General features: G+C 48.8%; 18 protein-coding genes. 8 read left to right on the forward strand and 10 right to left on the reverse strand.

Features of this window, described 5'->3' with window-relative positions; genetic code table 11:
* Nucleotides 1-4: 4 nt before the first annotated feature.
* Nucleotides 5-250, reverse strand: coding sequence for a hypothetical protein (locus ACHRV5_RS01855; RefSeq protein WP_041515741.1), 246 nt, complete (start codon nucleotides 248-250; stop codon nucleotides 5-7).
* A 358-nt stretch (nucleotides 251-608) separates the two neighbouring features.
* Between ACHRV5_RS01855 and ACHRV5_RS01860 the strand changes: the two genes are divergently transcribed.
* The 8 genes from ACHRV5_RS01860 to ACHRV5_RS01895 all read left to right on the forward strand — a co-directional run bounded on the left by ACHRV5_RS01860 (nucleotide 609) and on the right by ACHRV5_RS01895 (nucleotide 8,960).
* Nucleotides 609-1,508 carry a phosphatase PAP2 family protein gene (locus ACHRV5_RS01860; protein WP_084607888.1) on the forward strand — a complete coding sequence of 300 codons (900 nt, stop codon included), beginning with the start codon at nucleotides 609-611 and terminating at the stop codon, nucleotides 1,506-1,508.
* On the forward strand, nucleotides 1,495-3,015 hold the full coding sequence (eptA, locus tag ACHRV5_RS01865; protein ID WP_041515739.1) for a phosphoethanolamine--lipid A transferase EptA: 1,521 nt from the start codon (nucleotides 1,495-1,497) through the stop codon (nucleotides 3,013-3,015). Before ACHRV5_RS01860 ends, eptA begins: the two co-directional genes overlap by 14 nt.
* Nucleotides 3,016-3,054: 39 nt before the next feature.
* Complete coding sequence (locus ACHRV5_RS01870; RefSeq protein ID WP_084607887.1) at nucleotides 3,055-3,705, forward strand: DUF1345 domain-containing protein; 651 nt, start codon at nucleotides 3,055-3,057, stop codon at nucleotides 3,703-3,705.
* A 309-nt stretch (nucleotides 3,706-4,014) separates the two neighbouring features.
* Nucleotides 4,015-4,689, forward strand: coding sequence for a response regulator transcription factor (locus tag ACHRV5_RS01875; protein WP_041515737.1), 675 nt, complete (start codon nucleotides 4,015-4,017; stop codon nucleotides 4,687-4,689).
* On the forward strand, nucleotides 4,686-5,951 hold the full coding sequence (locus tag ACHRV5_RS01880) for a sensor histidine kinase (RefSeq protein ID WP_395425556.1): 1,266 nt from the start codon (nucleotides 4,686-4,688) through the stop codon (nucleotides 5,949-5,951). Before ACHRV5_RS01875 ends, ACHRV5_RS01880 begins: the two co-directional genes overlap by 4 nt.
* A 167-nt stretch (nucleotides 5,952-6,118) precedes the next feature.
* The gene (locus ACHRV5_RS01885; protein ID WP_395425557.1) at nucleotides 6,119-8,077 is read left to right on the forward strand and encodes an LTA synthase family protein; all 1,959 of its coding nucleotides are present in this window, start codon (nucleotides 6,119-6,121) and stop codon (nucleotides 8,075-8,077) included.
* Nucleotides 8,078-8,080: 3 nt separating this feature from the next.
* Nucleotides 8,081-8,581: a diacylglycerol/lipid kinase family protein gene (locus ACHRV5_RS01890; RefSeq protein ID WP_395425558.1), complete on the forward strand. Its 501-nt coding sequence runs from the start codon at nucleotides 8,081-8,083 to the stop codon at nucleotides 8,579-8,581.
* The gene (locus ACHRV5_RS01895) at nucleotides 8,538-8,960 is read left to right on the forward strand and encodes a diacylglycerol/lipid kinase family protein (RefSeq protein WP_395425559.1); all 423 of its coding nucleotides are present in this window, start codon (nucleotides 8,538-8,540) and stop codon (nucleotides 8,958-8,960) included. Before ACHRV5_RS01890 ends, ACHRV5_RS01895 begins: the two co-directional genes overlap by 44 nt.
* Before the next feature lie 86 nt (nucleotides 8,961-9,046).
* Here ACHRV5_RS01895 and ACHRV5_RS01900 read toward each other — a convergent pair whose 3' ends face one another.
* The 9 genes from ACHRV5_RS01900 to ACHRV5_RS01940 form a co-directional block, all read right to left on the reverse strand.
* Nucleotides 9,047-9,271 (reverse strand): hypothetical protein, encoded by a 225-nt coding sequence (locus ACHRV5_RS01900; RefSeq protein ID WP_041515732.1) that lies wholly within the window; start codon nucleotides 9,269-9,271, stop codon nucleotides 9,047-9,049.
* A 121-nt stretch (nucleotides 9,272-9,392) separates the two neighbouring features.
* The gene (locus tag ACHRV5_RS01905) at nucleotides 9,393-9,713 is read right to left on the reverse strand and encodes a hypothetical protein (RefSeq protein ID WP_395425560.1); all 321 of its coding nucleotides are present in this window, start codon (nucleotides 9,711-9,713) and stop codon (nucleotides 9,393-9,395) included.
* Nucleotides 9,714-9,928: 215 nt separating this feature from the next.
* Nucleotides 9,929-11,992, reverse strand: a complete 2,064-nt coding sequence (locus tag ACHRV5_RS01910) for a heavy metal translocating P-type ATPase (protein WP_041515730.1) — start codon at nucleotides 11,990-11,992, stop codon at nucleotides 9,929-9,931.
* Between the two features lie 85 nt (nucleotides 11,993-12,077).
* Nucleotides 12,078-12,530 carry an MgtC/SapB family protein gene (locus ACHRV5_RS01915; RefSeq protein WP_041515729.1) on the reverse strand — a complete coding sequence of 151 codons (453 nt, stop codon included), beginning with the start codon at nucleotides 12,528-12,530 and terminating at the stop codon, nucleotides 12,078-12,080.
* A 32-nt stretch (nucleotides 12,531-12,562) separates the two neighbouring features.
* The gene (locus ACHRV5_RS01920) at nucleotides 12,563-13,444 is read right to left on the reverse strand and encodes a bestrophin family protein (protein WP_041515728.1); all 882 of its coding nucleotides are present in this window, start codon (nucleotides 13,442-13,444) and stop codon (nucleotides 12,563-12,565) included.
* A 54-nt stretch (nucleotides 13,445-13,498) separates the two neighbouring features.
* On the reverse strand, nucleotides 13,499-13,915 hold the full coding sequence (locus ACHRV5_RS01925; protein WP_084607884.1) for a Fur family transcriptional regulator: 417 nt from the start codon (nucleotides 13,913-13,915) through the stop codon (nucleotides 13,499-13,501).
* 279 nt (nucleotides 13,916-14,194) lie between these two features.
* A complete protein-coding gene (locus ACHRV5_RS01930; protein ID WP_041515726.1) occupies nucleotides 14,195-15,484 on the reverse strand; it encodes an efflux RND transporter periplasmic adaptor subunit in 1,290 nt (429 codons plus the stop codon).
* 65 nt (nucleotides 15,485-15,549) lie between these two features.
* Entirely contained in the window at nucleotides 15,550-19,866 is a 4,317-nt protein-coding gene (locus ACHRV5_RS01935) for a CusA/CzcA family heavy metal efflux RND transporter (protein WP_041515725.1), read from the reverse strand.
* A 173-nt stretch (nucleotides 19,867-20,039) separates the two neighbouring features.
* On the reverse strand, nucleotides 20,040-20,363 hold the full coding sequence (locus ACHRV5_RS01940) for a DUF6660 family protein (protein ID WP_368656264.1): 324 nt from the start codon (nucleotides 20,361-20,363) through the stop codon (nucleotides 20,040-20,042).
* Nucleotides 20,364-20,504 lie beyond the last annotated feature (141 nt).

A 20,504-nucleotide genomic window follows, 5' to 3' on the forward strand; every position in this document is an offset into this window, starting at 1 on the left:
GAACCTATTCGATCGTTACAGTATCCAGGATGTTTTCCTGATTTATAAATGCAGCGATATACTGCTTAACTTCGACTTGCTTTTCAGATGGCGTTTCAAAGGTATTGATATGAAACTCCTCATCCTTGTCCAGGATGTGGATAATCTCGGTATAGCCTTTGGAAATCAGGCTGCCCTTGAGCCTAAGGATGGTATGCTGCTGGCGGGCATCCAAATCTTTTCTCACTTTTAGTCGTATCGCTTTTTCCATTTTGAAAGATCTGACCGTTGGTCTTGGGTGGATTCTAAATCCAAATATACCTATTTACATTCGGCGCATGCAAAATTTCAGTGTTAAAATAATGCGCCGGCGAATGTTAAAACGCATTGGATCGGCAGAAAAAAAACTGCTCGCATTGAGAGACTTGCTGCTCTTCTGAAAATTTTAAAATATTTTTAATAATCTGATATACAAACAAATAAACACTAAAATTATCCAAAATAAAAGTCTGTGAAATGAAAATTCAGGATGATTACAAAATTGGATTGTAAACTTTCGGGAAAAAAGAATCGATATGTTTTGCCCTGGTTAAGCCAGTGTAAAACAATGATTAACAAAGTCCTAGAAAATGCGCCAATTATTCCTCGAAAATGCCGATGGGGGCATCGAAAAAATCACGTCCGAAAAGGCCAATCCCCTTTTGGATCTTTATGTTTCATTCAACTTCTCAAGGCTGCGGCCTACCCTTTTTTTCCTGCCTGCGGTGCTGCTGCTGCTAATCGCCGCGTTCCTTTTCATGCTCGATGCGCTGCGCGCCGAATCGTATATCCTGATCCAGAGGGAATATTTCTTTATGCTGAATGCCACCCTGTCCCAATATCCTGAAATGCAGTACAATCTCACCGAAACCGGAAATACGCTGGTGGTGGCGTCGCTGCTGAGCATTTTTGTGCTGCACGCGCCTAAGATATGGGAGTCTCTTGCCTCTGCCCTTCTGGTTTCCTGCCTGTTTTCCAGCGTGCTGAAAAAGCTCTTTCATGTCCCAAGGCCGGCAGCTTTTTTTGACAACGGCAGCTTTATCATAATCGGAAGAACCCTCTCAGGGCACAACAGCCTGCCCTCAGGGCATTCCATCACCATTTTTACGGCGCTTTCCATCCTTATGTTTGCCTTTATGCCTGCCAGGCTGATAAACAGGATCTTTTGGTGCACACTTTTTGTGTCAGCAGGTCTCGCGCTTGTCCTCACAAGGGTTGCCCTAGGAGCGCATTACCCCATTGATGTTCTTGTCGGGGGCATCATAGGCTACTTCTGCGCCCTTGCCGGCATATTTATCTCAACAAGGTACCGCATCTGGAAATGGATCGGAAACAGGAAATACCACCCCTTTTTCATCATTGCCTTCACGGGATGCTGGCTTGCGCTGGCCTTCAGGATCATGCAGGAGCACCTTTTCATATTCTGCCTGTCTTTATTCGTTTTGACCATATCACTATATAAAATTACCGCCGCATATGTTAAAAGGTAAACTACCGGCAGCCCGCATGGCAGCCTTAATCAGCCTGGCCAACTGCCTGTTCTTCCATATCCCCTTCTTCTCTTTTGTGGTCGGGAACCTGAATTACGCGGGTTTCAGCGGCATTATGACCATCGCCAGCCTCATCGCGCTGATGCTGGTGCTGGATTTCCTGGTCTTTTACCTGCTGCTTTACCTTACCGGAATTTTCGGCAGAATTCTCATTTCGCTCTTTTTTGCCCTCAGCGCGGCAGCCCTGTATTTCATCAATTCCTACAGCGTGATCATAGACGAAAGCATGGTGGGGAATATCCTCAACACCAATTATGCTGAATCAAGCGCCTATTTTTCGATCAGGCTGGCGCTTTATGTGCTCGTGCTCGGGATAGTTCCCTCGGCCGCGCTCTTGAGGATAAAGATCATAAAGGAGCCTCTTAAAAGGTTTGCGGCGCTCTGCTCAGGCAGCCTGCTCATTGCGCTGGCGCTGGTATTTATCAATTCAGCCGGCTGGCTTTGGATCGACAAGAATTCCAAAAAGCTGGGAGGGCTTGCAATGCCATGGTCTTATGCGGTCAACACCTCCCTGTTTTACGTGCACCAGTACAATAAAAACCAGAAGGAAATCCTGCTTCCCGATGCCCGCATCAGGGACAGGAAGAAATCCATTGTGGTGCTGGTCATCGGGGAATCCGCAAGAAGGGCCAATTTCTCGCTGTACGGCTATCCGAAGAACACCAATCCGCTGCTTTCCAAAACTGAAAACCTGCATATCTTCAATGCTGTCTCCTCGGCAACCTATACCACCGGCGGCGTGAAGGCGATACTGGACCATAAAAAGACCGATGAGCTTTATGAGATTCTGCCCAACTACCTGTACCGTAACGATGTCGAGGTCATCTGGAGGACCGCCAACTGGGGAGAGCCGCCGCTTCATATCAAAAATTACCAGGACCGGAAATACCTAGGCGCTGCATGTCCGGGCAGGGAATGCGCATACGACGAGGTCCTGCTTAACCTTTTCCGGGAGCAGATCCTGGCCAGCAGCAGGGACAAGATATTTCTGGTGCTGCATACCAGCACCAGCCACGGCCCCAGCTACAGCAAAAAGTACCCTCCGGCGTTCCAGTATTTCAATCCGGTCTGCACCAGCGTCGAGCTTGCTGACTGCTCAAAGCAGGAACTGATGAACGCCTACGACAATACGATAGTTTATACCGATTACCTGCTCAGCCGCGTGATCCAGAACCTGAAAGAGCTCAAGGAATTTGACAGCACTATGATTTTTGTTTCGGACCACGGAGAGTCGCTCGGCGAAAAAAATCTCTACATGCACGGCCTGCCGATGAGCATTGCTTCAAGGGAGCAGTTTGAGATTCCTTTTATTGTCTGGGTTTCGCCCGGCTCAAAAAAACTGAAAGCCGATAAAACCGCATCCCAGTACCATGTCTTCCACAGTGTGCTGAACTTTCTGAATATAGAAAGTCCCATCTATGATGAAAATATGAACATTTACCAATAGCATTCAAACAACCGGCACAAGCCATAAAAATAATTTCTTATGAATGGAACAGTATTTATAAACCGGCTCAGCAACAGGTCAAGGCTGGCAATTTCCGCTTCGGCGGGACTGCTCACCGCCGTTGTCCTTGAGATCGGAACCAGCAGGCCCTCGGTGCACATCATGGCGGTATGGCTGGCTTTTTCCCTAACCCAGCTGTTCTTCTCCTGGTTCACCATCCTGACCTGCCGCGTGGATGAGCTCAAGAAAAGTGCCAAAGACCAGGACTCGGGACGCGCTGTGCTGTCCCTGTTCATGCTCCTTACAACGGCCGTAAGCCTTCTGGGCATCTTGCTGCTGTATGTTTCAGCCGATCAGAAGACCGGTTCCGAGCTGGCGCTGCATGTGGTGATGACCCTCTCATCGGTGGGAACGGCCTGGGCGGTGGTCCATACCACGTTCGCCTTCAAATACGCCAATCTCCATTATTCGCTCAACGGCCTTGATTTTCCCGGAAAAGGCGAACCTGACTATCTCGACTTTGTCTATTTCTCATTTGTGATCGGCACAACCTTTCAGGTGTCCGATGTCGCCATACTGGACAGGAAGATAAGGAGGACCGCGCTGGTGCACGGGGTGCTTTCCTTTATGTTCAACACCACCATACTGGCATTGAGCATCAATATTATTTCCAGCATGGTGCAGCGCTGAGCAATTAAACCCTATAGGGCATTTATACGCTCCCAGACTCTTTTTTTTGATGTGATTCTCCCGGCATCCAGTTTTCATGGCTGGGGGAATCTTTATCAAAGCCCCGAAATCTTAAGGCAGATTTTGCTAAAAAAACGTGCTGCAGGCAAAAATTCAGAATTAATTCAAAATTGAGCCGTATTATTACAGACTGTAATATAAACGGCACAGCCGTTTTATAAAAATGATGCCCCGCAGCGCATATATTGCCATAAATTCTTAAATTTAGTGGGCATATGCACTGTCATGGGGCGGTAAGAAAATGGCATCATGAAAATTTTAATCATAGAAGACGAACAGGATATCGCTCAAAGCATACAGAGCTATTTCAAGGACAATGGCGTAAAATGCGAAACGGCGCACAATTATGCGCAGGCCGTGCATAAGATCGATAATTACGATTACGACTGCATACTGCTTGACCTTAGCCTTCCCGACGGCAACGGTTTTGACATCCTCAGGGAGCTGAGAAGCAAGGACAAAACCGACGGGGTGATAATCATATCGGCAAAAGAGACCCTGGAAACAAGGCTGGAGGGCTTCAGTCTGGGAGCCGACGACTACCTCACAAAACCCTTCCATCTTGCCGAACTGCTGGTAAGGATGCAGGCACTGGTAAGACGCAGGAACTTCAGGGGAAGCAACAGCGTGGTGTTCCAGGAGATCAGGATCGAGGTGTTCACCAAAACGGTCCTTGTAAATGAACAGAAAATCGAGCTGACCAGAAAGGAGCTCAACCTTCTTCTGTTCCTAATCGGCAACAATGACAAGGTCCTGTCAAAGGCCGCCATCGCCGAACACCTATCGGGCGACATGGCCGATATGCTCGACAGCCACGATTTCATATACGCACACATCAAAAACCTGAAAAAGAAGCTTTCAAAAGCAGGTTCGGGAGATTATATTAAAACCGTTTACGGCGAAGGATACAAATGGGAAAAATGAATACCAAAAAACTGCTCAGCAAAACCACGCGCGATTTTCTTATCCTCGCTGCCGTAATTCTCACAATCTGCGCTCCGATATTCTACTTTGTGAGCCAGTGGCTTTTTATCTACGAAACCGAAGAGGTGCTCGTGCAGCATAAAAATGCATTCATTAACCAATCCAGCCGCAATTTCACTCCCGAAGACATCAAGACCTGGAACAGGTACAACCTGCATTTCACCATTATGCCCGATATGGGCGTAAAAAAAGATTCCATAGTCGGCACCATGATCGAAGACTCCACGGCTGAGGAAAAAGAGCCTTTCCGCATCATTTACGCCCCAGTGGAAATTGCCGGCAGAAAATACACCTACACCGAAAAGATCCACCTGCTGGAAATGGAAAGGATGGTGTTCACCATAGCTGGCATGTTCACCTTTATCCTTCTGGTGCTTTTTATCGGCATAGTCTGGCTGTCCAAGAAAACGGCATCCAAACGATGGAAGCCCTTTTACAATACCCTGGACCAGATCCATGAGTTTGAGATCGACAAAAGCAAGCCCCCGCACTTTATCCAGTCTGGAATCGATGAATTTGAACGCCTGAACAGAAGCCTTGAGGCGCTGATCGAAAAAAATACGGCCATCTACAAAAGCCAGCGCGAGTTTGTGGAAAACGCCGCACATGAGCTCCAGACGCCCCTCGCGCTGTTCCAGAACAAGATCGACACCCTTTTCCAGATGCGGCTCGACAAGGACCAGACTCGGGTGCTGGGCGCCTTGAGTAGGGATGTCGCAAAACTCAACAGGCTCAACAAAAATCTGCTGCTGCTCTCCAAAATAGAGCATGAGATCTATCTGGAAAAAACCTGCATCTCGGTTAATGAGCAGATAGAAAAGCATCTGGACTTCTTTACCGAGCAGGCCGGCCAGAAATGGGTCGCCATTAATGTGCAGCTGTCCGAAAAGCTTGAAATAGAAGCCAACCCTGTCCTTGCCGAAATCCTTATCAACAACCTGGTGCTTAACGCCATCCGCCATAACCGCACCGAGGGAAATATCATAATCAGGACCCTGGATCGCGAGCTGATGGTCCTCAACACTGGTACGGCCGAACCGCTTCCCATCGAGAAGCTCTTCGGACGTTTCTTCAGCGGCGGCACCTCGGCAAACGGCAGCGGGCTGGGTCTGGCCATCATCAAAAAGATAACCGAGATAAGCGGATGGAAGATCTCCTACTCCTATTATAATGATTTCCACTGCTTCAGCGTAAAGTTCTAGCGGCGGCACCTGATCGCGCAGGAAGCTTCCGCTCGGATCCAGCATAGCTGCGCCAGGCTGCAATGCGCTTTTTTTTCATAAACAGGGTTAATATTTCTTAATAAAAACCAAAAATTCAGAATGACTACAACATTGCAATGTAAACTTTGCTGAGTTATTATTGAGTTATGGGTAAATTGTCTATCAGAACCGGCAGATACGCACTGCTGGTTCATTTTATTGCATGGTTTCTGCTGTTTTCGCAGCTGCTGCGCATCATCCTTTTTATCTGGCAGCATGGCCAGGTCTCGCAAAGCATTTTTGATGTCATCCGCACGCTCCTTACAGGGCTTTTTTTTGATATCGGAACCATCGCGCTGATTTCTTATCCTGCCGTTCTATACTATACCGTATTTGCGGGAAGATGGACCGGCTCGATGGCCGACAGGATCGTAATCTGGTTCTTTACGGCGCTGAATGTTTTCATACTGGTTTTCACCTTTCTGGCCGAAATCACCTTCTGGGAGGAATTCAGGACCCGCTTCAATTTCATTGCGGTGGACTACCTGATCTACACCTACGAGGTCATTGCCAATATACAGGAGTCCTATCCTCTGCCGCTTCTCGTGTCAGCTGTCGTGATAGTTACCGCACTTGTGCTTTTTGCCTTTTACAGATCAAGAGCCTTTGCCGCCGCATTCGCCCACAACACGGACATAGTGAAGAGGGTTTCCATATTGCTGCTCTTCACGGCCGCGGCATCCTTTTATATCACTTTTATCTCCAGCAGCCTGGCCGAATGGTCGCCCAACCGCTACAATTCCGAAATTTCCAAATCGGGCATCTATTCCTTTTTTGCCGCTTTTCGCAATAACCAGATGAAGTACGAGCAGTTTTACACCTCCATCGGCAATGACCGCGCGTTCAGCATCGTCAAATCAAAACTGGCAGACAGCACGGTATCCTTTGCCACTACAGGCTACTCGATCCACCGCAGCATAAAGGACGTCCAGTCGCCGCTGCAGCGCAGCAACGTGGTCTTTATCCTCATGGAAAGCTTCAGTGCGGATTTTATGGCCCAATTCGGAAACAGGCAGAACCTGACCCCTTTCCTGGACAGCCTTGCCCAGAAAAGCGTCTTTTTCACCGGCATGTACGCCACCGGAACCAGAACCGTGCGCGGCATGGAGGCGCTGACACTGTGCATACCTCCCACCCCGGGACAGTCGATTGTCAAAAGGCCTGAAAACCGGGACCTCTACACCATCAGCAATGTCTTCAGGTCCAAGAACTATGACTGCAGCTTTTTTTACGGCGGCGACGGCTATTTCGACAACATGAACTCCTACTTCGGAGGCAACGGCTTCAGCATTTATGACCGCGGGCGCGGAAGCGTGCTCAGCGACCGCATCAGCACAGTGAGGCATAATATCGCAGACAGCGAGGTCACATTTGAAAATGCATGGGGAATCTGCGATGAGGACATATTCAATAAAATGCTAAGCACTGCCGACCAGAAGCATAAGCAAGGAAAGCCGTTCCTGAATTTCGTGATGACCACCTCCAACCATAGGCCCTACACCTATCCTTCGGGCCGGATAGACATCCCGTCGGGAACGGGACGCGAGGGGGCTGTCAAGTATGCCGACTATGCCCTGAAAAGGCTCTTTGCCCAAGCGTCTAAAAAGCCCTGGTACAAGAATACCGTCTTCATTGTCGTTGCCGACCACTGCGCCAGCAGCGCAGGAAAGGATGAGATAGACATTGCCAACTACCATATCCCCTCCTTTATCGTCAATATGCCCGAAACGGCCAGCCGCAAGGTGGATAAGCAGTGCTCGCAGATCGATCTCTGGCCTACCGTATTTTCGATGTTCAAATGGCACTACGAATCCGATTTCTTCGGCAGGGACATCCTTGACCCGGATTTCGAGCAGCGGGCGTTTCTGGGGACATACCGCAAGCTCGCGCTCATGAAAGGCAGCCGGGTTATGATACTTTCCGACCAGAAGAAGCAGGCCTTCTACAGCTGGAAAAAATCAGACAACAGCCTCACGCCCCTTCCGATGGACAGGCCCTTTCTTGAAGAGACCATCGCATGGTACCAGACCGCTGACTACCTTTTTACAAACAAACTTTTAAAATAAGCAATGACCTATATACATTTCATCATTAACCCTGTCTCCGGCGCAGGGCGCCACAGCCTGCCGGATTTTTACATCAGGCAGTTCTTTCCCGCTGACCGGTATAAGATCAGCACTGATTACACCATGAGCAGAAAGCACGCCCTGATCCTCACCGAAAAAGCGCTGGAGCAGAATCCCGACATCATCGTGGCATGCGGAGGCGACGGAACCATCAATGAGGTGGCTTCGCGTCTGATCGGAACCGATGTGAAGCTTGGAATCATCCCCGTGGGATCGGGAAACGGACTGGCATCGCATCTGAACATTCCGCGCGATATCGGAAAATCTCTTGAAATTATCAGGGAAGGAAGAAAATTGCGGATCGATGCCGGAAGAATCAACCAGCATTACTTTTTCAGCAACACCGGCATCGGAATTGACGCGATGATTGTAAAAAAGTATGAGAATTCGGGAAAAAAGGATGCTTTTTGCCTATATCAAGGCTGCAGTTGTGGCAGCCTTTGAGTATAAGGCGAAGCCCGCCATAGTATATTTCGACGACAGGGTCATACCAATAAAGCCATTTATGGTCTTTGTTTCCAATTCAAATGAAATGGGCTACAGCATGAGCCTTACCCCAGGCGCACTGCTGACGGATGGAAAACTGGATCTGGTTCTCATTCCCGAGCTTTCCTTTTTCGAAAAGATAGCCCTTGGATACCATATTCTCACCCGCTCAGTCAGCAGATTCAAGAAGGCCCAGCACCATCTGGTGCAGAGCCTGCAGATCGAAATGCCCACGAATATATTCACCGATGCGCAGATCGACGGGGAGCATTATAAATTAAGGACCAACACCTGCAGAATTTCGGCAGAGCCTGCCGCACTCAGCGTGCTGGTCTGAACGCTTAATTAGGCTTTTCCGGAACTGCCTTCCCTTCGGGGAAGGCTCTCCGGAAATACGGGCTGCCGCGCTTGATCTTATCAGTTCTATTTGGCAAGCCTTGAGCGGTCCGTCTCAAAATCCAGAAGGATCATTTTCTGGTCGTCCAGAAAAATCAGCACATCCAGAACGGCAGCCTGGTTATGCTTCTCCTCTTGTATCGGATCTGTCGGAAAAATTAAGCCCGAAAGCTCCTCCAGAGCAAAATCACGATCAGGATTGTCCCTTAGAATGGTAAGGATTACATTGGAAATATTGGCATACTTTTTCATATTCTGCTAATCATTTGGTTTAAATGCCCGGTTTATTTTTTTATAGAATAAACCGCAGAACCTTAGAAAAAGCCTGCGGTTTTGAATTAACAATCGCCTTTTATATTTTTTTTTATATATTTCATTTCGGGGATTCAGGAAGGCGTCCTGCGCCTTCATTGGTCAATTTCCCATTGGCCTGCTCATGCGGCCTGTCCTGCACGTGGTACAGGATAAAATGTCTTGCCCTTGCAAAAATTCCAAGTACAATCACAATTCCCAGAATTGCCAGTATGATCGTTTTTCCGATATTGACAGCCGAATACCTGTTCTTCTTTCTAACCGGCCTGCCCTTCTGTCCCCTGGAGGTCTTCTGTATGTTGGGATAGTATTTCTTCTTTCGTTTTTTCATTTCGCATAAAATTCGATTCAATGCGCTATACCTGCAGATACGGCATTGCATTACCAGTAACTGCCGGTAAAACTGCACGTTTGATATTTCTGCCTGTGCGGTTGCGGCAGGCATTTCTGATGGATATTACGATTGGATAAGGGCACAAAGAATCCCTGCCGTCTGAGCCAGATGATTATCCGTAAGCGGATATCATCTGGCCGGCAGCTAAACAGCAGCATTAAATCTTTTGGATTTAAGCCTTTAGAATCTTTGAATTATCCAATTTAGAATTTCATTTTCTGGATGCGCACCGCATTCAGAATCGCAATCAGCGATACGCCGACATCGGCAAATACGGCTTCCCACATCGTGGCCAGCCCGCCTGCTCCAAGAACGAGCACTACGCCCTTGACTACGAAAGCCAGGGTGATGTTCTGCCATACGATCTTCTTGGTCTGCCTGCCGATATTGATGGCCATGGGTATTTTTGAAGGCTTGTCGTCCTGTATCACGACATCGGCCGTTTCGATGGTCGCATCGCTTCCCAGCCCGCCCATTGCGATGCCCGCATCGCTGAGCGCTACCACAGGCGCATCGTTCACTCCGTCACCGACAAAGGCAACCGTTCCATACTGCGCCTTGATCTCCTTCACTTTGTTTACTTTGTCTTCCGGCAGAAGATCTCCGTAGGCATTGTCAATCCCCAGTTTGTCTGCTACAAATTTCACTACGCTTCCCTTGTCCCCGCTGAGCATCGTCGCTTTTATATTCATCTTGTGCAGCAGGTCGATGGTCAGCTGCGAGTCTTCCTTGATGCTGTCCGCTATGGTGATATACCCGACATATTTTTTGTCATAGCTTACCGCGATGGTCGTGTATACTATCGAAGCCGGATCGACATCATAAGAAATGCCGAACTTGTCCATCAGCTTGAAGTTCCCCGCAAGCAGCTCCTTTCCGCCGATTAATGCCTTCAGTCCGTGGCCCGCAATTTCTTCGGTGCTTTCCAGTTTTATCGAACTGTCCACCTCACCCACGTATTCATGGATTGCCGTAGCAACAGGATGCGAGCTCTGGCTCTCCACCGCATTGACCATTTTCAGGATCTCATCCTTGTCAAACTCCGGCTTGAAGACAGTCTCCTGCACTTTGAAAACCCCTTCTGTCATCGTTCCGGTCTTGTCCATCACCACGTTCTGGATCGAGGCCATCACGTCAAGGAAATTGCTCCCTTTGAACAGTATCCCGTTGCGGCTGGCCGCACCGATTCCGCCGAAATAGCCCAGCGGTATGGAAATGACAAGCGCACACGGACAGGAAATTACCAGAAAGACAAGAGCCCTGTAAAGCCAGCTGCTGAAATCATAATTGTCCACAAAGAAATAAGGCAGAAGGCAGATTCCGATAGCCAGAAAAACCACAATAGGCGTGTAGATCTTGGCGAACCTGCGTATGAACAGTTCTGTCGGAGCCTTCTGCGAGGTCGCATTCTGTACAAGTTCCAGTATTCTGCTGAGCTTGCTGTCGGTAAAGGCCGCGGTGACTTTCACCTGTGCCGCCACGTTGAGATTTATCATTCCCGCCAGGACCGCCTCGCCTTTGGATTTGGTGTCCGGTTTGCTTTCCCCTGTAAGGGCCGCCGTATTGAATGAGGCGCTGTCGGTTAGAAGCTCCCCGTCAAGCCCAAGCTTTTCTCCTGGTTTCAGCTGGATGATATCCCCAATCTGGGCCTGTTCGGCTTTGATTGTTTTGGTCTTTCCGTCTGCGACGATGGTCACTTCATCGGGCCTCTGGTCCAGAAGGCTTTTGATGTTGCGCTGTGCCCTTGATACGGCAAGGGTCTGGAAAACTTCCCCTACGGCGTAAAAAAGCATTACCGCAACCCCTTCGGGATATTCCTTAATGATGAAGGCGCCGACTGTGGCTATGCTCATCAGAAGGAACTCGGAAAATATCTCCCCTTTGGTGATGCTTTTGAAGGCATCCCTGATAACCGGAAATCCGACGATCAGATAGGCCACCAGGTACCACACGAACCGCAGGGTGCCAGAAAACCACGGCAGCTTGATCCAGTTGTCAAAAGAAATGGCAAGAAGCAGCAGCACCAGTGAAATTATCGAAGGAAGGAACATCTTAAACGCTCCGCCTTCGGCAGTGCTGTGGTTATGGCCGTCATCATCGGTGTGGGCATGGCTGTGCCCGTCGTCGCTGCTGTGCGCATGGTTGTGGCCGTCACCGGGAGTGTGCCCCTTCAGAAGTTCCTTTGCGCCGGCCTGCACATACACCTTCTCGGTCTGCGTGCAGCAGATCTGTTTCCCGTTCTTATCGTATTTATGTTTGTGTTCCATGATATATAATTTATAAGGTTAAAAAATTCGGCACCATTCTCCCTGAAGTGTCCCGGTGCCGATAAAAGGCAGTCCATTGGTTTAGTTAGTCCTTTTTTTTGCTCTTAATTAATCTATCTACCAGTCTTCTGTACCAAGAAAAATGGTTCACGCTGAAAATTAGCAGTATGATGAGTGTCGCCGAAACGGCAATTACAAGCATATCCAGTGCTATGGCCATTCCAACCGCTGATGTGGTCCAAAGGCCCGCGGCGGTTGTGATGCCTTTGGGCAGGTTCCTCTGGTCCCTGAAAATTATTCCCGCCCCTATGAATCCCAGCCCGGTCGCAATGGCGGCAAGCATTCGGGCCACAGCCGAGACATCTTCCGTAAGATGGGCCGCAATGGAAACAAACAGGCAGGAGGCCGCGCAGATGCATGCAAAAGTCCTCACGCCCGTATTCTGCTGTTCCCTTTCCCTTTCAAGCCCGATCAGGCCGCCCAGGGCAGCAGCCAGCAGCAGCTTGGCTGACATATAAAGTTCAACCCCGATATCCATTGGATTCTGATTTTTGGCAGAAAGCCCAATTGCTACATTTCATAATAAAGGCTGTTCTTAGGTTTTACGGGAATATCCTTCGCGCCGGTCATCTCAAGGAGATTGATCTCAATGGTCTGTGCCAGCGAAGTCATCGGCGTATCCACAGGCGTGTTCTCAAAAGGATCCTGCATGATGATGGCAGTTGATTCGATCGCAATGAACAGCAGCGGAATCAGGATGGTAAGCAGCAGTTCAACCGCCAGCTGGGAATCCTCGAGCCCGAAGGGCAGTATGGCCGCAAAAACATAGATCAGCGTGTGCACCAGAAGGCTGTATGACTTTGGAAAGACCGTATTTTTGATCCGTTCGCATTTTCCCATATGGTCGCAGAGCCGTGAAATGGTTTCATTGAGCTGCACGGTCTTGAAATCCGTTATGATCCCTTTCTGCTCCATTTCGGCAGCGCCCTGCGAATGCCTGTCCAGCAGGGCATTGGGGATGTTTGTCCCGGTAATTTTATGGAACTTCAGATAGGCCTCCACCTTCGGGCTGAAGGGCTGGCGGCGCAGCGCTTCTCCAAGGGCATACACCCATATGATCTGCCTTTCGGCAAACTGGTCTGCAATCTGGCTGTTTTCTTTGGATGCGGCCTGCATCACCTGTCTGACAAGGGTGCGCGAATCGTTTACAATCGCACCCCATACCATTCTGGCTTCCCACCACCTCTCGTAGGACTGCGCAGTCCTGAAGGCCAGCAGCAGCGAGACTGCGGTTCCGACAAGAGCCGGAATGCTGAGCGGAAGGGATACTTTCCTGAAAACGGGAAGCATATCCAGCATGCCGATTGCAGCGGCAAAAATGACAATGAGAATAATCTGGGATCTTATTTCCCTCACAAAGTACAGCACTGATATTCTGCGGTTTAACAGCATAGCTTAAAATTAAAATTTTACAATTATCCTTTGTTCACAATTATCTGATTTGAATTATGATGCAGTGAGGCACTTCTCGCAGATTCCTTTGGCCAGAATCTGGATCTCGTCGATCCGAAGGCTGCCTGTCAGGCTTTCGGGAAGAATGATCTCCTCCCTGCAGGTGGTCTGCCCGCACTTCCTGCAGTAGAAATGCAGATGCCTGTCGTTATGCTCTTCCTGCTCGCATGAATCTGCGCATAAGCGGTACCTGGCCTGGTTTTCATCCATGATCTTATGCACGAGGCCTTTTTCCAGAAAAGTCTGGAGCGTCCTGTAGATGGTCACCTTGTCGGCCTTATGGAAATATTTCTCGATATCGGCCAGAGACAGAGCCTCACTCAGCGTCTGCATGTACTCATAGATCAGGATACGCATCGTGGTCAGGCGTATGTTCTTGCTGTTAAAGGCTTCTTCCGTTGTTTTCTTCATATAATTTTTACATTAAAAATAAACCGGCAGCAAGGCCTATCGGCTGGGCAGTTACAGTAAATTTACGAAGCTTATTTTTAAATTCAGCATTCGGATTCACTTTTCAGCAGGCAGATACTTGATAATCGGCCCTGACTGCCGGCATTTTTTAAATTAATGCAGGTTTCCCCGTTCGAGACCATCAATTAAAGACCAAGGGGGAGGGTCTCCAATTATCCGGGTTAATCACAGGCAAACACACGCTGTCGAACAGGAACCTGCATTAAATCCTTCAATTTCTTAATGCTCGTGGCCTCCCGAATTGCTCAGTTTGGCATTTACAAAAAAGGTTCCTTTGGTCACAATCTGCGATCCGGCAGGTATTTCCTTAACCGGCGTAACTGCCGTATAGCCCACTTCTGAAACCCCTTTGGTGACCTCCACTTTTTCAAAATTCATGCTTGCCGCATCGATTTTCTTCTCCTCTTCGGCACTGTGCTTTTCCCCCTCGTCGGCGCCTCCCTCAGCTTCCGACTCCTCATGCTCCTCGGGTTTCTTGTCCGTTTTCACGAAAATGTAGAATTTACCGTCCGCCTCAGCAATGGCATCATTGGGAACTGCTGCTGTAAGTGCAGTGCCCACCCCTACAAGGGCAGTGATATTCATTCCGTCGATAAGCCCGGTCTTGCTGCCCGTAACCGTACAGTGCACTGCAACGCTCTTGCTCTGGTTCTCAAAAGATGACCCTATATTGAACACCTTAGCCGTGTAGGAAACCGCCGGGTTATTGGTCAGGGTGAAGCTTACGCTCTGCCCCACCTTTACCTTGGGAAGATCCTTCTCGAAAACCTGAAGGTCAAGATGGATCAGCTGGTTGTCCACTATCTCCACAACAGGAGATGAAACGTCAACATAGCTTCCGATCTTCGCAAATTCCGCACTTACCGTGCCGGTAACCGGACTTGTAACCGTTAATGCCGCTCTTAAATTCGAAGGGGTGATCGCTGCCGGATTGATCCCCATAAGCTGGATCTGCTTGGCCAGCGAAGCCTTGCGGGCGCGCAGCGCACTTACCTCGGCAGTGGCATTCTGAAGATTTTTTAAGGCTCCGGCATTGCCCGCCTGAAGGTCTTTCTGGCGCTGCAGCTCCTGCTCCGCATTGGTGATGCGGCTGTTGATGGTGATATACTCCTCCTGCTGCTGCACAAACTGCGGGTTCTCGATAGTGGCAATCACCTGGCCCTTGCGCACCTGGTCGCCCAGCTGCACTTTAAGGGTCTTGATCACGCCTCCGTACAGAGAGGTGGCATTGGCCTTGTTATTGTTGGGAACCCTTAACGCGCCGTTGACTTTAATGGCTGCGGTCAGGTTCTTGTTCTCGATAGTGCCCAGCTCAACCCCTACAGAGTTCATCTGCTCCTTGGTCAGCACCGCAATTGTGGCAGCTTCCTCCTCGCCGTGCTCCTCTTCTTTTGCTCCCTCGGCCTTTTCGGTTTTAGCTCCAGTTTCGCTTTCATTGCTTTTTTGTCCGCAGCCTGCAAGCGAGAAGATTGCAGCGGCCGCGATTAATAATTGGATTTTGAGTTTCATCTATGCTCTATATTTAAAATTATCCTGTGGGAAGAATGTACCTGTCCCACAGGCTGTTATATTATTTATTTATTGTTGAAATAGTCAAACTGCACTGCAGAAAGGTTATACTGGTTCAATACATCAAGATAATTCTGGCGGATTCCCACTGCCTGGGTCAGAAACTGACCAAGCTCGGCAAAACTGATCTCCCCCGAGCGGTAGCTCAGTGTCGAAGCTTTGATGATGTCCTCTGCCTGCTTAAGCCCTGAAGTCTCATAGAAATTAAGCAACGACAGGTTTTTTTCAATCTCTGCGGCAGAAGAATTCTTCTGCGTAGCCAGAAGCTGGGTCTGGTAGGCAAGATTCTTTTCCTGCACTTCCTTTTCCGCCTTTGCCGCCTTTACCTTGTTATGGGCAGATACGGCTCCGAAAAGCGGAAATGATGCAGTGGCCGAAAATCCCGTATATGGATCATCCAGCCCATAAAGCCTCTGGCTGAAGACTCTTCCCGACAGCTCAGGCATGTTGCTGTTTCTGATTACCGAAATATTTGACGAGGCAATCTTCACATTCTGCTCCTGAAGGGTAAGCAGAGGATGCAGTCCCCCGCCCTCAGACAAGCTGACTTCCGCTTTGCCCAGCGGAGCTTCCACCGGAAGCAGCCATTCGTTCAGGTTCATGAGCATCATCAGCTGCTGCTGCTGCACGCTCATGTCTTTCCTGTTCTGGTCCGAAAAGGCCTTTAGTTCCAGAAGTTTGGCCTCGGCCGCAATCTTGTCCAGCTGCGCCACATCACCGGCCTTAAGACGCACCTCGGCAGTTTTGGAAAGCTGCGTATAGATGCTGTCCAGACGCTTGTACAGCAGCTGTTTGTCCTGAAGGTACCAGAGCTTGTAATAGGCAGTGCGCACATCCCTTTTGATCGTTGCGTTCAAAAGCGCTGTATTAAGCTGGCTGTACTGCAGCTGGTTCTTGAAATAGCTTTTTCTGGCTGCATATAGGCCCGGCCACGCAAAACTCTGTGAGATTCCGATTTTCAGAATCCCTGTCCTGTCCGACGGCCTCAAATCCTCATTCTCAGCGAAAACGCCTGTTTTAGGGATATCAACGGCCGTTTTTACATTCAGCCCGGCAGCCTGGATTTCAGATTTATTGATGTCCAGCTGCTGGTTGCTCTGCAGTGCGGTTTCGACAGCCCTCTCAATCGGGATTCTCTGCTGCGCATTTGCAGAGCCGAGACCCGCGATAAACAATATAATAATGGCAGTTGTGTTTCTCAATTTAAATTTTCCTTTAAAGTCAAACTTTGTATTAAAAATGATATAAAGAAGGGGAAGGACAAAAAGCGTTAGGAACGTGGCAGTTACCAGACCTCCGATTACAACGGTGGCAAGCGGCTTCTGCACCTCTGCTCCGGCGCTGCTGCTGATAGCCATCGGCAGGAATCCCAGCGATGCCACCATAGCGGTCATAAGCACGGGACGAAGCCTTGTGATGGTGCCCTCTTTTACCCTTTCAAAAATGTTGCTCATACCCTCTTTTTCAAGCTGGTTGAATGTTCCGATAAGCACGATTCCATTCAGAACCGCCACCCCGAACAATGCAATAAACCCGATTCCGGCACTGATGCTGAACGGCATCCCTCTGAGCATTAGGGCAAAAATCCCCCCAATTGCACTCATAGGTATTGCAGTAAAGATCAGCATAGCCTGCTTAAATGAACGGAATGTGAAATAAAGCAGCCCAAAAATCAATAGAAGCGACACCGGCACCGCAATCATAAGCCTTGCGCTGGCCGCCTGAAGGTTCTCGAACTGTCCTCCATAGGTAAAGTAATACCCCGGAGGCAGCTGCACTTTTTCAGAAAGCTTTTTCTGGATGTCCTGCACTACGCTCTGCACATCTCGGCCCTTGACATTGAATCCGATCACAATCCTTCTCTTGCCGGCTTCCCTGCTGATCTGTGCAGGCCCAAGTTTATAGTCGATTTTAGCAACCTGCGACAAAGGCACCTGGACTCCCGTGTTGGTTGGAATCATAAGGTTGCTGACATCGTCTATGCTGCTTCTGTGCACGCTGTCAAGACGCACAACAAGGTCGAAACGTCTTTCGTTTTCATAAACCTGTCCGGTGCTTTTTCCTGCAAATGCGGTGCTGACAACGTCATTTACATCTTCGATGGTAAGCCCGTAATTGGCAATTCTGGTCCTGTCATATTCTATATTGATCTGCGGAAGGCCGCTCACCCTTTCAATCTGCGGCGAGGTTGCTCCCGGGACGCTCTGGATAACCTGTCCGACCTCCTTGGCATACTGTGAAAGCGTATCGAGATTCTCCCCGAATATCTTTACGGCAACATCCTGCCTGATACCGGTCATAAGCTCGTTGAAACGCATCTGGATCGGCTGGTTCTTCTCAAAGAAAACCCCGGGAATCACTTCAAGCTTTTCCATTATCGCATCTGCTAGTTCGGCATAATTCCTGCCCGATTTCCATTCTTTCTGAGGTTTTAGCACAACCATCAGATCGGTAGCCTCAGGTGGCATCGGGTCTGTGGGAACCTCTGCAGCACCGGTTTTTCCGACCACCATTTTGACTTCGTCAAACTGCTTGATGATCCTAGAAGCCTGCATTGAGGTCTCGATGCTCTGGTTCAGCGAACTTCCCTGCGGCAGGATGCAGTGGAATGCATAATCCCCTTCCTGCAGCTGCGGGATGAACTCTCCTCCCATTCTTGTAAAGCAGAATATAGCGGCAAGGAATACAACGCCAGTTGCTCCAACAATAACATATTTAATTTCAATTACTTTGGCAAGCAGCGGCTGGTAGATATTCTGGATTCTGTTCATCATCTTATCGCTGAAGGTCTCCTTGTGCTGCGGCTTTTTAGACAAGAACAGCGCGCACATCATCGGGATGTAGGTCAGAGACAATATCAGGGCTCCAAAGATTGCGAATCCTACGGTCTGTGCCATCGGACGGAACATTTTCCCCTCAACGCCCACAAGGGTAAGAATCGGGATATATACAATTAAAATGATAATTTCTCCAAAGGCCGCGCTTGTACGTATTTTGGATGCCGACTCGAAAACTTCGTCGTCCATCTCCTCCTGCGTCAGGCTGTTCAGCGACTTGCGCATGGCCAGATGATGCAGCGTAGCTTCCACAACGATGACCGCACCGTCGACAATCAGACCAAAATCAATTGCTCCAAGCGACATCAGATTGGCGCTCACCCCGAATACATTCATAAGCCCGAGAGCAAAAAGCATGGCCAGAGGGATGGCAGATGCCACGATAAGCCCGGCACGGAAATTTCCAAGGAATAAAACCAGTACAAAAATTACGATCAGGGCTCCCTCAACAAGGTTCTTCTCAACGGTGCTGATCGCACGGCCCACAAGATCCGTACGGTCAAGATACGGCTCGATTACAATATCGGCAGGAAGCGATTTCTGGATCGTAGGCAGTTTCTCTTTGATGCGTTTCACCACCTCATTGCTGTTTTCTCCCTTCAGCATCATCACAACGCCCCCAACGGCATCAACCTCCCCATTATAGGTCAGGGCACCGTAGCGCACAGCTTTTCCGAATCTCACTTCGGCAACATCGCTCACATAGATCGGAGCGGCTCCTGTATTTTTAACCACGATCTTTTTGACGTCGTCCAACGAAGTCACAAGACCTATGCCTCTGATAAAGTAGGCATTTGGTTTTTTATCGATATATGCTCCTCCGGTATTCTGGTTGTTTTTCTGAAGTGCCGTAAAGATGTCCGGGATGCTTACCCCCATGGCGCGGAGCCTTTCCGGGTTAACGGCAACCTCGTACTGCTTCAGCTCGCCGCCGAAACTGTTTACCTCTGCAATGCCGGGTGTTCCGTAGAGCTGTCTTGCCACAATCCAGTCCTGCATCGTGCGCAGGTCTTTGGCATTATACTTATTCTTGCTTCCTTTTTTAGGATGGATTATATACTGGTACACCTCGCCCAGACCCGTGCTCACGGGAGCCATTTCCGGAGTTCCTATCCCCTGGGGGATTCTGTCGGTTGCCTCCTTTAATCTTTCGCTGATAAGCTGTCTGGCAAAGTAGATATCCGTTTCATCATCGAACACAACGGTAATTACCGAAAGCCCGAATCTTGATATGCTTCTGATTTCCTGGATTTTTGGAACAGTGGCAATGCTCTGCTCAATTGGAAATGTCACCAGCTGCTCAACCTCCTGGCCTGCAAGCGTAGGACAGCTTGTGAAAATCTGAACCTGATTGTTTGTGATGTCAGGAACGGCATCTATGGGCAGTTTGGTTGCGCTCCATGAGCCCCATAATATGAGGACCAAAGTCATTAGGCCAATAATGATTTTGTTTTTAATACTGAATTTAATTATACTATCTAACACTATGCATTTAATTTTAACGTTTAGAAAATAGACTGTTCACCCATAGCTGTATGGGGAAAGTATGAAGTGCGCACGGGCATTCCGAATGGTTACGGAAAAGCACTGTCAATCCCTGCAGGACATTAGATGCCTGCCGGAAATCACTTTACGCGGTATGCGCACTACGAAAAAATCTAAACGGAAAATTTAGGCGGCTGCCAGATGCTGCCGGTATAGCTTGAATTTACCTGGCATTCTTTTAGGAAAGTATTCCTTGAACTGATAGGCTGCTGGGGAAGATTAAAGTCCGGCATCTTAAAGCTGAACTTTATTACCGAAACACTGCAGCACGAACACTGGCAGAATGGCGAGCAGTGGTCGTCATTATCACTGCTGTGATTATGCGACAGCTCCTTCTGCGCAGTTTTAGAGGAAATACAGCTATTGTATACATCACTGCATGGAACTGCAAGCAGCCCTAGAATGTAAAGTAATAATATTGTTGTTTTCCATCTCATGGGACAAATGTATAAAATAGTTTATGCAATCCGATTGCAAAGTGACCCGCTACACTGTAAAATACTCATTGTAAGCAAACTAAAAACTTACCCGCTGCCGTATATATAGATTGCAAGGCAAGGATTAATTCCTTCATAATT

The organism is Flavobacterium sp. FlaQc-52, assembly GCF_044007495.1.
GTDB lineage: Bacteria > Bacteroidota > Bacteroidia > Flavobacteriales > Flavobacteriaceae > Flavobacterium > Flavobacterium cupriresistens.

What these genes read in the sequence shown, in the direction of transcription:
- ACHRV5_RS01880 (WP_395425556.1), top strand. Translation starts at nt 4,686, where the DNA reads ATGAATACCAAAAAACTGCTCAGCAAAACCACGCGCGATTTTCTTATC.
- ACHRV5_RS01910 (WP_041515730.1), bottom strand. Translation starts at nt 11,992, where the DNA reads ATGGAACACAAACATAAATACGATAAGAACGGGAAACAGATCTGCTGC.
- ACHRV5_RS01885 (WP_395425557.1), top strand. Translation starts at nt 6,119, where the DNA reads ATGGGTAAATTGTCTATCAGAACCGGCAGATACGCACTGCTGGTTCAT.
- ACHRV5_RS01860 (WP_084607888.1), top strand. Translation starts at nt 609, where the DNA reads ATGCGCCAATTATTCCTCGAAAATGCCGATGGGGGCATCGAAAAAATC.
- ACHRV5_RS01940 (WP_368656264.1), bottom strand. Translation starts at nt 20,363, where the DNA reads ATGAGATGGAAAACAACAATATTATTACTTTACATTCTAGGGCTGCTT.
- ACHRV5_RS01905 (WP_395425560.1), bottom strand. Translation starts at nt 9,713, where the DNA reads ATGCAATGCCGTATCTGCAGGTATAGCGCATTGAATCGAATTTTATGC.
- ACHRV5_RS01870 (WP_084607887.1), top strand. Translation starts at nt 3,055, where the DNA reads ATGAATGGAACAGTATTTATAAACCGGCTCAGCAACAGGTCAAGGCTG.
- ACHRV5_RS01930 (WP_041515726.1), bottom strand. Translation starts at nt 15,484, where the DNA reads ATGAAACTCAAAATCCAATTATTAATCGCGGCCGCTGCAATCTTCTCG.
- eptA (WP_041515739.1), top strand. Translation starts at nt 1,495, where the DNA reads ATGTTAAAAGGTAAACTACCGGCAGCCCGCATGGCAGCCTTAATCAGC.
- ACHRV5_RS01900 (WP_041515732.1), bottom strand. Translation starts at nt 9,271, where the DNA reads ATGAAAAAGTATGCCAATATTTCCAATGTAATCCTTACCATTCTAAGG.
- ACHRV5_RS01855 (WP_041515741.1), bottom strand. Translation starts at nt 250, where the DNA reads ATGGAAAAAGCGATACGACTAAAAGTGAGAAAAGATTTGGATGCCCGC.
- ACHRV5_RS01920 (WP_041515728.1), bottom strand. Translation starts at nt 13,444, where the DNA reads ATGCTGTTAAACCGCAGAATATCAGTGCTGTACTTTGTGAGGGAAATA.
- ACHRV5_RS01890 (WP_395425558.1), top strand. Translation starts at nt 8,081, where the DNA reads ATGACCTATATACATTTCATCATTAACCCTGTCTCCGGCGCAGGGCGC.
- ACHRV5_RS01875 (WP_041515737.1), top strand. Translation starts at nt 4,015, where the DNA reads ATGAAAATTTTAATCATAGAAGACGAACAGGATATCGCTCAAAGCATA.
- ACHRV5_RS01925 (WP_084607884.1), bottom strand. Translation starts at nt 13,915, where the DNA reads ATGAAGAAAACAACGGAAGAAGCCTTTAACAGCAAGAACATACGCCTG.
- ACHRV5_RS01895 (WP_395425559.1), top strand. Translation starts at nt 8,538, where the DNA reads ATGCTTTTTGCCTATATCAAGGCTGCAGTTGTGGCAGCCTTTGAGTAT.
- ACHRV5_RS01915 (WP_041515729.1), bottom strand. Translation starts at nt 12,530, where the DNA reads ATGGATATCGGGGTTGAACTTTATATGTCAGCCAAGCTGCTGCTGGCT.